Source organism: Pseudomonas syringae group sp. 243L2 (assembly GCF_032587875.1).
Classification (GTDB): Bacteria; Pseudomonadota; Gammaproteobacteria; order Pseudomonadales; family Pseudomonadaceae; genus Aquipseudomonas; species Aquipseudomonas amygdali.
In genome coordinates this window covers 988002-1000741 of sequence record NZ_JAWHPL010000021.1, presented here as the reverse complement: position 1 = coordinate 1000741, position 12740 = coordinate 988002, and the positions used below count along the sequence as shown (strand labels likewise).

The 12740-nt window shown below is 57.5% G+C and carries 11 protein-coding genes; 4 read left to right on the top strand and 7 right to left on the bottom strand.

What is annotated here, in order from left to right:
- Positions 1–9: 9 nt before the first annotated feature.
- Both RYB66_RS17455 and glnA read right to left on the bottom strand, forming a co-directional pair.
- On the bottom strand, positions 10–423 hold the full coding sequence (locus RYB66_RS17455; RefSeq protein WP_057404925.1) for a cupin domain-containing protein: 414 nt from the start codon (positions 421–423) through the stop codon (positions 10–12).
- A gap of 164 nt (positions 424–587) precedes the next feature.
- Positions 588–1994, bottom strand: coding sequence for a glutamate--ammonia ligase (gene glnA, locus RYB66_RS17450; RefSeq protein WP_002555716.1), 1407 nt, complete (start codon positions 1992–1994; stop codon positions 588–590).
- Between the two features lie 335 nt (positions 1995–2329).
- Between glnA and thiI the strand changes: the two genes are divergently transcribed.
- Complete coding sequence (thiI, locus tag RYB66_RS17445) at positions 2330–3784, top strand: tRNA uracil 4-sulfurtransferase ThiI (RefSeq protein ID WP_004654939.1); 1455 nt, start codon at positions 2330–2332, stop codon at positions 3782–3784.
- A gap of 144 nt (positions 3785–3928) precedes the next feature.
- Positions 3929–5749, top strand: a complete 1821-nt coding sequence (gene typA / locus RYB66_RS17440; RefSeq protein WP_002555714.1) for a translational GTPase TypA — start codon at positions 3929–3931, stop codon at positions 5747–5749.
- A gap of 111 nt (positions 5750–5860) precedes the next feature.
- Here the strand turns inward: typA and RYB66_RS17435 are convergent, their stop codons facing one another.
- From RYB66_RS17435 to RYB66_RS17425, 3 genes are all read right to left on the bottom strand, one after another.
- The gene (locus RYB66_RS17435; RefSeq protein ID WP_002555713.1) at positions 5861–6682 is read right to left on the bottom strand and encodes a DeoR/GlpR family DNA-binding transcription regulator; all 822 of its coding nucleotides are present in this window, start codon (positions 6680–6682) and stop codon (positions 5861–5863) included.
- 123 nt (positions 6683–6805) lie between these two features.
- The gene (locus RYB66_RS17430) at positions 6806–7579 is read right to left on the bottom strand and encodes an L-iditol 2-dehydrogenase (protein WP_005781515.1); all 774 of its coding nucleotides are present in this window, start codon (positions 7577–7579) and stop codon (positions 6806–6808) included.
- 39 nt (positions 7580–7618) lie between these two features.
- Positions 7619–8935: a sugar ABC transporter substrate-binding protein gene (locus RYB66_RS17425; protein WP_316894975.1), complete on the bottom strand. Its 1317-nt coding sequence runs from the start codon at positions 8933–8935 to the stop codon at positions 7619–7621.
- A 281-nt stretch (positions 8936–9216) separates the two neighbouring features.
- On the opposite strand from RYB66_RS17425, the gene RYB66_RS17420 reads away from it, so the two are divergent.
- Positions 9217–10116: an AraC family transcriptional regulator gene (locus tag RYB66_RS17420; RefSeq protein WP_029240989.1), complete on the top strand. Its 900-nt coding sequence runs from the start codon at positions 9217–9219 to the stop codon at positions 10114–10116.
- Here the strand turns inward: RYB66_RS17420 and RYB66_RS17415 are convergent, their stop codons facing one another.
- Together RYB66_RS17415 and RYB66_RS17410 are read right to left on the bottom strand one after the other, a co-directional pair.
- A complete protein-coding gene (locus RYB66_RS17415) occupies positions 10117–11376 on the bottom strand; it encodes a cation:proton antiporter (RefSeq protein WP_004654928.1) in 1260 nt (419 codons plus the stop codon).
- 279 nt (positions 11377–11655) lie between these two features.
- Positions 11656–11985 carry a DUF2790 domain-containing protein gene (locus RYB66_RS17410; RefSeq protein WP_004663292.1) on the bottom strand — a complete coding sequence of 110 codons (330 nt, stop codon included), beginning with the start codon at positions 11983–11985 and terminating at the stop codon, positions 11656–11658.
- 217 nt (positions 11986–12202) lie between these two features.
- Here RYB66_RS17410 and RYB66_RS17405 point away from each other — a divergent pair, with 217 nt between their 5' ends.
- Complete coding sequence (locus RYB66_RS17405; RefSeq protein WP_004663296.1) at positions 12203–12427, top strand: hypothetical protein; 225 nt, start codon at positions 12203–12205, stop codon at positions 12425–12427.
- Positions 12428–12740 lie beyond the last annotated feature (313 nt).

The window sequence follows — 12740 nt, the reverse complement described above, 5'->3', positions numbered from 1 at the left end:
GGTGAGAGCTTATTGCGACAACGGCGTTGCTTCTGTCGCGGCGTAGAAGACGATAAGTTCGACCGGTGTGTCGCCCGTCTTGCCGCGGTGCACGATATCAACCCTCTCTGCGAGTGCGTCGCCTTTTTTCAGGCGGATTTCCTTGTTGCTGTCCCGTTTTTCGACGGTGATTTCTCCTGAGGCCACGTAGGCGGCGTTGGGGATCGGATGGCTATGCCATTTCAGCGCGGTGTTTGCAGGAATGTTGATTTTCAGAACGGTCAGCTCGGGCTGGCCTTTGGGGTAGGCAATGTAAGGCGTGCCATCCCAGGAAGTTTTGCTTTTCAGCAGAACACGGGATTCGACGGTGGGGCTTGCCTGTTGGGCAACGGCGTTGCCTGTCAGTGCTATCAGGGCAGCTGTGATCAGAAGTCTGTAGGGCATGTCGGGATGGCCTTGCTGGCTGAAATTCGAGCCAGAAGTTTGCCCGGTATTTTTTTTCTGATGCGGTATCCCGTTATTGCACAAAATAAAAAATCGGTCCTCAGAAACAAAGAAACCTCCCGAAGGAGGTCTCTTGTTACGCCATCAACGCTGGCGTGGCTGGATCAGCAGCTGTAGTACAGCTCGTATTCCAGTGGGTGTACGAAGGTACGAACGCGGATTTCTTCTTCGCTTTTCAGTGCGATGTAAGCGTCGATGAAGTCGTCGCTGAATACGCCGCCTTTGGTCAGGAACGCACGGCCCTTGTCCAGTTCTTCCAGCGCTTCTTTCAGGCTGCCGCAAACTTGTGGGATCTCTTTGGCCTCTTCAGGCGGCAGGTCATACAGGTTCTTGTCAGCTGCGTCGCCAGGGTGGATCTTGTTCTGGATGCCGTCCAGGCCAGCCATCAACAGAGCCGCGAAGGCCAGGTACGGGTTGGCCGAAGGATCCGGGAAGCGTGCTTCGATACGGCGGCCGCGTGGGCTGTTGACGTAAGGAATACGGATCGAAGCGGAACGGTTACGCGCCGAGTAGGCCAGCATGACCGGTGCTTCGAAGCCTGGAACCAGACGCTTGTACGAGTTGGTGGACGGGTTGGTGAAGCCGTTCAGCGCCTTGCCGTGCTTGATGATGCCGCCGATGAAGTACAGAGCGAGGTCGGACAGACCGGCATAGCCTTCGCCTGCGAAGGTGTTCTTGCCATCTTTGGCGATGGACATGTGCACGTGCATGCCTGAACCGTTATCACCGTACAGAGGCTTTGGCATGAAGGTCGCGGTGCGGCCGTAAGCGTCAGCAACGTTGTGAACAACGTATTTCAGGGTCTGAACTTCGTCAGCCTTTTTAACCAGCGTGTTGAATTTCACGCCGATTTCGTTCTGGCCAGCGGTCGCCACTTCGTGGTGGTGAACTTCAACGGTCTGGCCCATTTCTTCCAGAGCGTTGCACATGGCGGTACGGATTTCGTGGTCATGGTCAAACGGCGGAACCGGGAAGTAACCGCCTTTGACGCCTGGACGGTGGCCTTTGTTGCCGCCTTCCACGTCCTGATCGGACATCCACGAACCCTGTTCAGAGAAGATCTTGAACATGGAACCCGAGATGTCGGACTTGAATTTCACTTCGTCGAAGATGAAGAATTCTGGCTCAGGGCCTGCGAATACGGTGTCACCGATACCGGTGGACTTCAGGTATTCCTCGGCGCGACGAGCGATGGCGCGTGGGTCACGATCGTAACCTTGCATGGTCGACGGTTCGATGATGTCGCACACCAGGATCAGGGTCGGTTCTTCGGTGAACGGGTCCAGAACAGCGGTTTCGTCGTCCGGCAGCAAAATCATGTCGGAAGCTTCGATGCCTTTCCAGCCAGAGATGGAGGAGCCGTCGAACATCTTGCCGACTTCGAAGAAGTCATCTTCCAGCGCATCGCGAGCTGGCATGGTCACGTGGTGCTGCGTACCTTTAGTGTCCGTGAAGCGCAGATCAATCCACTTAACGTCATGATCTTTGATGAGTTGAACCGACTTCGACATGGTGTCCTCCGGGTGGCTAAGAACCGCCTTCTATAGGCTGGGTCCCTTGAATTTGGGTGATGCCGGCGCGAATATTCTGCCAAGGCAACCTGCCTCACAAGGGAGCAATTTGCATGCCAGTGCCCCGTGTTGGGTTTTTTGCTTCAAAAGCAGGCTTTCAGGGGATTTAAACGCGTCTGCCGAGAAAAGTACGCACCGTTATGGCGCTGCAGTTTGGTGCGTCGACTCTTTTTGGTGCGCTGATGATCGGGTATACGATAACTGGTTAAACGTTGAGCAATTTCCGCTATAATCCGCGCCCCCCTTTTTCAGTCGGCACCTCACGCGCTGTTTCCATGAAACTAATCGTTAAAGTTTTTCCAGAAATCACCATTAAAAGCCCGCCGGTGCGCAAGAAATTCATCCGGCAACTGGGCAAGAACATTCGTACCGTGCTCCGTGAACTGGACGCGGACATTGTCGTGGGTGGCGTATGGGACAACCTTGAGGTGGAGACCCGCCAGACCGACCCCAAAGTGCTGCAGGGCATCAGGGACCGGCTAAGTTGCATGCCCGGCATTGCCAACTTTCTGCAGGTGGCCGAGTACCCGTTGGGCGATATGGATGACATCGTTGCCAAGTGCAAACTGCACTACGCCGACCTGCTGCCCGGCAAGATGTTTTCAGTGCGTTGCAAGCGCGCCGGTCGCCACGATTTCAGCTCGATGGATGTCGAGAAATACGTCGGTAGCAAGTTGCGCATGCAATGCGGCGCTGCCGGAATCGAGCTGAAAAAGCCCGATCTGGTCGTGCGGATGGAAATTCGCGACCAACGGTTGTTTGTCGTTCATGACCAGCATCAGGGCATGGGCGGCTACCCGCTGGGTGCGCTGGAGCAGACCCTGGTATTGATGTCCGGCGGTTTCGATTCGACCGTTGCGGCCTACCAGATCATGCGCCGCGGCCTTATGGCGCACTTCTGCTTCTTCAATCTGGGCGGAAGAGCCCATGAACTGGGCGTGATGGAAGTCGCTCACTTTATCTGGAAGAAGTACGGCAGTTCGCAGCGGGTGCTGTTTGTCAGCGTGCCATTCGAGGAAGTTCTCGGAGAAATTCTGCAGAAAGTCGATAACAGTCATATGGGTGTAGTTTTGAAGCGTATGATGTTACGCGCTGCATCCGCCGTGGCTGATCGTCTCGAAATCGACGTGCTGGTAACTGGCGAAGCGATTTCACAGGTTGCCAGCCAGACGCTGCCAAACCTGTCGCTGATCGACGCGGCGACCGACAAGCTGGTCCTGCGACCGCTGGTTGCGAGCCACAAGCAGGACATCGTGGACCTGGCGACCGAAATAGGCACTGCCGATTTTGCCCGCCACATGCCTGAGTATTGCGGGGTGATTTCGGTCAACCCGAAGACCAACGCCAAGCGAAATCGCGTTGAGTACGAAGAAAAACAGTTCGACATGGCGATTCTCGAGCAAGCGCTTGAACGCGCAAAGCTGATTTCGATCGATCGGGTCATCGACGATCTGAGCCGCAATGTCGACATAGAAGAAGTCAGCCAGGCGCTGGCCGGTCAGGTCATCATCGACATCCGTCACCCGGATGCCCAGGAGGACCAGCCGCTGCAAGTGCCTGGCGTGGAGATACAGACGTTGCCGTTCTACGCATTGAACAGCCGTTTCAAGGCACTGGATGACACGCGCCAGTACCTTTTGTATTGCGACAAAGGCGTCATGAGTCGCCTGCATGCTCACCATTTGCTCAGTGAGGGGCATGCCAATGTGCGCGTTTATCGACCGAGCTAAGTGCCCGGGGCTGTTTGCCTGTGGCTTGCGTCACCGGCCCCCCGACACCAGTCGTCATGCCGTAACGGCTTTTGCCGACTCGAAATAGTTAATCGCTGCCTTATAAACAGTCAGCAGACCGAATCCTCTGATCGAGATACACAAGTGATCGAAAATCTACGCAACATCGCCATCATTGCTCACGTTGACCATGGTAAGACCACCCTGGTAGACAAACTCCTGCGCCAGTCCGGCACCCTTGAGCGCAACGAGCTCAACGACGAGCGCGTGATGGACTCCAACGACCAGGAAAAAGAGCGCGGTATTACCATTCTCGCGAAGAACACCGCGATCAACTGGAATGGCTACCACATCAACATCGTGGACACCCCGGGCCACGCCGACTTCGGTGGTGAAGTAGAGCGCGTGATGTCGATGGTCGACTCCGTACTGCTGCTGGTTGATGCCCAGGACGGCCCTATGCCGCAAACCCGTTTTGTGACCAAGAAGGCTTTCGAAGCCGGCCTGCGTCCAATCGTGGTCATCAACAAGGTTGACCGTCCAGGCGCGCGTCCGGACTGGGTTCTGGACCAGATCTTCGACCTGTTCGACAACCTCGGTGCTACCGAAGAACAGCTGGACTTCAAAGTCGTCTACGCCTCGGCCCTGAACGGTATTGCCGGTCTGGAACACACCGACATGGCTGAAGACATGACTCCGCTTTATCAGTCGATCGTCGACCACGTTCCTGCTCCAAAGGTTGACCGTGACGGCCCGTTCCAGATGCAGATCTCGGCTCTGGACTACAACAGCTTCCTGGGCGTCATCGGTGTTGGCCGTATCGCTCGCGGTCGCGTCAAGCCAAACACCCCGGTTGTTGCTATCGATGCCGAAGGCAAGAAGCGTAACGGTCGTATCCTGAAGCTGATGGGTCACCACGGTCTGCACCGTGTGGACGTTGAAGAAGCAGCTGCCGGCGACATCGTCTGCATCAGCGGCTTCGACCAGCTGTTCATCTCCGACACTCTGTGCGACCCACTGAATGTCGAAGCGATGAAGCCGCTGACCGTCGACGAGCCAACCGTTTCGATGACCTTCCAGGTTAACGATTCGCCGTTCTGCGGTAAGGAAGGCAAGTTCGTCACCAGCCGTAACATCAAGGAACGTCTGGACAAGGAACTGCTGTACAACGTTGCCCTGCGCGTTGAAGAAGGCGACACCGCCGACAAGTTCAAGGTCTCCGGCCGTGGTGAGCTGCACCTCTCGGTACTGATCGAAACCATGCGTCGCGAAGGCTTCGAAATGGGTGTTGGTCGTCCGGAAGTGATCATCCGTCGCGTAGGTGACGTTAAGCACGAACCGTACGAAAACGTGACCATCGACCTGCCGGAAGAATCCCAGGGCGCGATCATGGAGCAAATGGGTCTGCGTAAAGGCGACCTGACCAACATGGTTCCGGATGGCAAAGGCCGTGTTCGCCTTGAGTACAACATCCCGGCCCGCGGCCTGATCGGTTTCCGTAACGAGTTCCTGACCCTCACCTCCGGTGCTGGCATCCTGACCTCGATCTTCGACCGTTACGACGTGATGAAGTCCGGCGACATGTCCGGCCGTCAGAACGGCGTTCTGGTTTCGGTTGAAACCGGCAAGGCACTCACCTACTCCCTGGAAACCCTGCAGGCGCGCGGCAAGCTGTTCGTCGAGCACGGTCAGGAAATCTACGGTGGTCAGATCGTTGGTCTGAACAGCCGCGACAACGACCTGGGTGTGAACCCTACCAAAGGCAAGAAGCTCGACAACATGCGTGCTTCGGGCAAAGACGAAACCATCGCCCTGGTTCCACCTGTCAAGTTCACCCTTGAACAGGCTCTGGAATTCATCCAGGACGACGAGCTGTGCGAAGTAACGCCGAAGTCCATCCGTCTTCGCAAGAAGATCCTGGACGAAAGCGAGCGTACCCGCGCTGCCAAGAAAGCCAAGGCTTGATACTTAGCCCGCGCTGAATAAAAAACCCCGGTCGAGAGACCGGGGTTTTTTTATGCCTGATGGATTATCGGGACACGCAACCGGCCGAAGCTCAGGGCGGGTATCAAGTGTCTAGCGCTTGCCACCCACCGGTGCCAGCAGCAGTTCGATACGTTGCTTGCGGATACCATCGGCAGCAGCTTCAGCCAGCGCGGCATCGGTGATGATGGTGTCGAACTGCTCGAGCCCGGCCACCTTGTACATGCCGAAGGTGCCGTATTTCGAGCTGGTCGCGACCAATACGGTTTGCGAGGCTGACTGCATGGCGGCCTGCTTGACCTCGACTTTCAGCGCCGACGGTGTAGTCGTGCCACGTTGCAGGTCCCACGAGCTGGTCGACATGAAGGCCACATCGGTCGCCAGTTGCCGCAACGTCGCTGCCGCCAGCCCGCCGACGCTGGAGCGGTTCGGATGATCGAGCAGCCCGCCGGTATGAATCACATCCACATGCGCAGCGTCGGCCAGCGCGTTGACTACGCCGAAATCATTGGTGACCACAGTCATGCCTGACAGCGCGATGATATGCGGGACGATTTCGAGTGTGCTGGTGCCTGCGTCCAGATAGATCGTCATGTCCGGATGCAGCAAACCCGCCGCGAGCCTCGCCATGCCCTGTTTGTGCGGCAGCTCTATAACCGCCTTGGACTGATGGCTGGGCTCGCTGTGCACCTGGCTGGCGATACGCACGCCACCTGTGACTGAATAGGCCCGGCCTTCCTGTTCCAGCTGGGCGATATCGCGGCGGATGGTCATGTGCGAGCAGTCGAACATCTCCATCAACTGATGAACGCTGAGTACCTGATGCTTGCGCAATTGACGCAGCATCAGCTCCCGGCGCTGATCGGGGATCATAGGTGTACCGCCGGAAATGGCGATCTCCTCTTCAGTGGACATTCGTGCTCCTTGATGAGCCGCCAAGACAACAGGCGGTCCGCGCATCTTAGCCAATCGCTCCGGCAATGGAAGCAGCGACGGGCCTTTTTGCACGGACTTGCTCATCTTTGCAGGCAGTCCACCTCAGTTCATCCAGTTGCCACCATCGACGTTATAGGTCTGGGCGACGACGTATTCACTGTCCGGCGACGCAAGGAAAATCGCCATGCCGGTCAGGTCATCCGCCGTGCCCATACGTCCGTATGGCACCTGCTCGCCGACCAGCTTCTTCTTCTCGCCCAGCGGGCGGTTTTCATAGCGGGCGAACATCGCATCCACGCCATCCCAGTGTTCGCCATCGACCACGCCCGGTGCGATGGCGTTGACGTTGATGCCATGCTTGATGAGGTCCAGTCCGGCCGATTGGGTCAGGCTGATCACCGCAGCCTTGGTCGCGCAGTACACCGCCACCAGCGCCTCGCCACGCCGACCAGCCTGACTGGCCATGTTGATGATCTTGCCGCCGTGCCCCTGGGCAATCATTTGCCTGGCTGCTGCCTGCAACGTGAACAGGGTGCCCGCGACGTTGATCGAAAACAGCCGCTCGTAACTGTCGCGGGTGATATCGACAATCGGTGCCAGATCAAACAGCGCTGCGTTATTGATCAGGATATCCAGCTTGCCGGTCTGTGCGACCACGGCGGCGATGGCCTGATCGATGGAAGCCTGTTCCGTCACGTCCATGCTGACCGCGTAGGCGTTCGGCCCCAGCTCGTTCGCCGTGGCTTGCGCGCGTTGCAGATTGATATCGGCAATGGCTACGCGAGCACCTTCCTGAATATACGCCTGGGCAAAAGCCCGTCCTATGCCCCGCGCCGATCCGGTGATCAGCGCGCTTTTACCTTCAAGTCGTTTCATGGGTTCATCATCCGTCCAATACAGTTGAGGGCCGCAGCTTTACTTCGGATAACCGGCGCGTTTCATCTCGCGTTCGGTGACGGCCTGTGCAGCGCTAAGCGCCTGTTCAGTGGTGGTCTGGCCAGTCACGGCAGCGGAGAACAACTTGCCGACCGAGGTGCCGATGGCCTGGAACTCGGGAATGGTCACGTACTGGATACCAACGTAGGGTACAGGCTTGGCCGAGGGGTGCGCCGGGTCGGCGTGTTGCATCATTTGCAGCGTGACCTTGGCGAACGGCGCAGCTTTCAGGTAAGCCTCGCTGTAGGTGGAGGCGCGTGTGCCAGGCGGCACATTACTGATGCCGTCTTTCTCGGCGACCTGCTGGATATAGGCTTTGGACGTCGCCCAGGTGATGAACGTCTTGGCCGCGTCCTTGTGCTTTGAGGTGGCCGGTATCGCCAGCGACCAGGCGTAAAGCCATGATGAGCTCTTGTCAGTCACTTCAACCGGCGCAGGCGCAAAGCCGACGCTGTCGACCACCTTGCTCTGTTCCTTGTCCGTCGTGAAGGAGCCGGCCACGCTGGCGTCGACCCACAAGGCGCATTTGCCGCTATTGAACAGCGCGAGGGTTTCGTTGAAACCATTGCTCGACACGCCCGGCGGGCCATACTTTTTCAGAATATCGACGTAGAAATTCGCCGCTTTGCTCCATTCCGGGCTGGTCAGTTCGGGCTTCCATTGCTCATCGAACCAGCGCGCGCCAAACGCGTTGGCCATGGTGCTCAGCAGCGCGATGTTCTCGCCCCAACCGGCCTTGCCGCGCAGGCACATGCCGTAAATACCTTTGTCGGGCTGATGCAGCTTCGCCGCGAACTCACCCAGTTGGGTCCAGGTTGGCTGCTGCGGCATGCTCAGACCTGCCTGCTTGAACAGGTCGGTGCGGTAATAGGTGATCGTGCTTTCGCCATAAAAGGGCAGGGCATAGAGCGTGTCTTTGACTGACAAGCCCTGCCGCACCGAGGGAAATATGTCTTCCAGTTCGTACTCGGGCGCAAGGCCGGTGATTGGTTCCAGCCATTGCTTGGCGCCCCATAGTGGCGTTTCGTAGGTGCCGATGGTCAGCACGTCGAACTGGCCGCCTTGAGTGGCAATGTCGGTGGTCAGGCGCTGGCGCAGGACGTTTTCTTCCAGCACCACCCAATTGAGTTTGATATCAGGATGCTGCTGTTCGAAGATTTTCGAAAGGCGCTGCATGCGGATCATGTCGCCGTTGTTGACGGTGGCGATGGTCACGGTTTCGGCAGCCTGGACGGTCAGGTTGAAAAGGGCGGCGGACACGCCTGCGGACAGGAAAAGCGTTTTCCGAATGTTCATCGTAGTGTTCTCCACCCCGCGCCTTGTCTGGCGGGAGTCATTGTTTTTGTTGTTGGCCACGGTTGAATCACCATGGTGGACGGCTCGATTACAGCAGCCTGTTGCGGCCTGAACAAACGCACGGCGAATGATCGACTGATACTTTTTTAACCGCTGGCCACGCGGCGCTCTGAAAGCAAAAAAGTACCAGTGGCGGATTAATTGTGAGCTAGCACTGGCCGAGCCGTAGGGCGTATGTTTAGGTGTCCATAGAGCATTCATAACGATAAAAGGGGCATCCAGTGCCTGATAGCCGAGCGGCCTTGTTCGAGCAGCGTCCTGCCGAGCTTGAGGTTATTCTCCCGCAACCAGACCACTGCTTTCGCTGGTACGAGCACGACTATCCCTACTCGCTGGCCCGCTGGAACCACCATCCAGAATTTGAAATCCACCTGATCCGCCAGGGCAGTGGCAAGCTGGTGGCCGGTGATTACATCGGTGAGTTCGGTGCCGGTCATGTGGCGCTGATCGGTCCCGATTTGCCCCACGACTGGATCGGCGATCTGGCCCCCGGCGAGCACTTGGCCGGGCGTGACGTGGTGTTGCAGTTCGATGGCGCGGCGTTGCTGGCGCTACGTGGCACGCTGCCGGAACTGGGCGATTTGCAGCGTCTGTTCGAACAGGCACGTCGCGGGTTGGAGTTCACCGGCGAAACAGCGGTGCAGGCTGCGCAACTGCTGGAGCAGATCGGCCCGGCACAAGGTCTGGAACGGCTGATTCTGTTTCTACAACTGGTCAATACACTGATGAAGGCACCTGCGCAGGAGGCTCATCTGCTGGCCAGCACCTGGTATGCACCGACCCTGGATGCGCGCAGTTCCGAGCGGATCAACAAGGCGTTCGATTATCTGCTGACTGAATTGACCAGCGATATTCGCCTGTCAGTCATCGCGCAACGGCTGGACATGAGTGATCCGGGCTTTTCGCGCTTCTTCAAACGCACCACCGGGCATTGTTTTATCGACCTGATGCGCAAACTGCGGGTCCAGCGGGCTTGCCGGTTGCTGCTGCACAGCGAGATGTCGGTGTCGGACATCTGCTTTGAAGTGGGTTACGCCAACCTGTCCAACTTCAACCGGCATTTCCGCGTGGAGATGCAGCAGACGCCCAGTGAGTACCGGCGCGCCGCTGCATCCGTCTGATCAATGCTCTGCCGGCTCTTTCGCCTGAGGCGAACGGGTGACGGCATGCACCAGCTTACCGATCGTCAGGCCTTGCAAGAGGATCGACAGCAACACCACGATGTAGGTGATGCTCAGCAGCAGGTCGCGCTCCGGCCCGGTGGGCAAGGCCAGCGCCAGTGCCACCGAGACACCGCCGCGCAAGCCGCCCCAGGTCAGGATGCGGATCGTACCGTGCGGCACCTTACGCCAGCGACGCAGCAGCAGAATAGCCGGGGCCACGGTGACAAAGCGCGACAGCAGAATTGCCGCGGCCAACAGGCTGGCGGCAATCAGGTGCTGCCAAGAGAACGGCAGCAGCAACAGCTCCATGCCGATCAGCGCAAACAGCAGTGCGTTGAGCATGTCATCCAGCAATTCCCAGAAACCGTCCATGTAACGACGGGTCATGTCGTTCATCGCCAGATTACGCCCCAGGTTGCCGATGATCAGCCCGGCCACGACCATCGCGATAGGGCCTGACACATGCAGCTCGGAGGCCATCGCCGAGCCGCCGATCACCAGTGCGAGAGTCAGCATGACTTCGATCTGATACTGCTCGATGCTTTTGATCATCAGGTACACGGCATAGCCAATCAGGCCGCCGAACAGCACACCGCCGACTGCTTCGTGGACGAACAGCAGGGCGGTTTCGCCAACCGTCGGCGTTTCGCCCAACTGCGCGATACCCAGCAGAACGGTGAACACCACCACCGCCGTGCCATCGTTGAACAGGCTTTCACCAACGATGGTGGTTTTCAGCGGTTTGGAGGCGTTGGCGGTACGCAACACACCGAGCACGGCAATCGGGTCGGTGGGCGAGATCAGCGCACCAAACAGCAGGCAGTACAGCGGGCTGACGTGCCAGCCGAACAGGGCGAAGATCCAGTAGGCCAGCGCGCCGATCACGGTGGTGGCAATCAGCACACCGAAGGTTGCCAGCAGGCCGATGGGCCAGCGATAGCTTCTCAGGTCGGCAAGGTTGACGTGCAGCGCCCCGGCGAACAGCAGGAAGGACAGCATCCAGTTCATCAGCAGGTCGCCGAAGTCGATCTGACCGATCAGCTGTTGTACGCGATCTTCCAGACCGGGATAGCCCAGAAAACTCAGTCCTTGCAGCAGCAAAGAGAACATCAGCGCGGTCACCATCACGCCGATGGTGGGCGGCAGACCGATAAAGCGATAGTTCACATAGGTCAGCAGCGCAGTGAGGCAGATAAAACCAGCAGCAAGTTCAAGCATCCGTCATTCCAGAATCCGTAAGTGCAGTGTCTCGATCACCGTAACCGAGCCTGTGTTTGATGGACCGGATCCATGTCCAGACACATCGCGGCACGACACAGTGGGGGTTGCGTTGACCACGCAGATGCGGTGATGTTGCAAAAAAGGCAGGAATCAGTGAATGAGGCAGACTTGAAAGCGCAAGAAGCGGGGCATTGCAGACACAAAAAAGTCAGCCCGGATAACGGTCCGGGCTGATGGGGGATGTAACAGTGGGTGGCCTCCCTGGCAGGTTCAGAATCACTGGCTGTTTCTGCACCCGCTCAGGACCTGGTACTGCACGGTGTTCAACTTGCCTTTGGAGTCCTCGTAGGTCATCAGTTTCGGCATCACGCTACAGGTTTGCAGATCCGGGGATTTGCGAATGACCTTGGCAACGTCGAGCTTCATTCCGTATTTGTACTCCTTGATCTCCGGCATCGGCTTGTTATGGATAGCGGCGTATTTCTGCACGCTGGCCTGGTGTTCCTTGATCACTGTGGTGGCTTTGACTTCATCAGTGGTGTAAGCGTAAGCACTCAGTGGCGAAAGAATGACCAGAGCAAGTAACAACGATTTGGCGGTGCGCATTTTCTTTTGTCTCCGTTTGAATGTGGTTCAACCTTACCAAGTGCGCACTAACCGGAAAGTGGCTGAAACATTACAAATCGGTAATCTCGCAGATGTCAGCTTTCTAACAGTATTGTCATCCTCTGCTCACCTTCCTGTTAGCTACCCGGACGTAAGCTTGTTTCATCCCTGACGAGCACTGAGCTTTTAAGGAACTCCTTACACACCGAAAGAGGTAATGATGATGAAACTGATCAAGTCGATGGTTTTCGCCGTAGCTGCCTTGTCCGCCACTGCAGCCTTCGCCGACGACGGCAACGAGTACGCAAGCACAGCGGCTGACAAGATGCGTCTTGCACAGGAACTGCGCTTCAAGGAACAGAACAGCAGCAACAAAGCCGAGCGCTACGTCAACACAGACGACAACGCCAAGGCCGAGCGGTCGACCAAGTCCGAAGGCTGATGCCTTTGATGCCCGACCCGCTGCACCCCCATTCGCCCTTGGTAGCTCCCTGCTCCTTTGGTCGGGGCGAATCTTTAAGCGTCCTTCGGGGCGCTTTTTTTATTCCCGTATCTACACAAATCGTTATCACGCCCGTGCTCCAGCCCCCGTGGGAGCGAGCTTGCTCGCGAAAAGGCCGGTACAGCCGCCAGAAGGAGTGCACTTGAACCAGGGAATGCCGTTCTGGACGCTCTTCGTCCTATCTTGAATGTCTGATTACACCGGTCAAAGCGTATTTTATTTTATTGAGCAACGGCGTGCTGTAATGCACTTC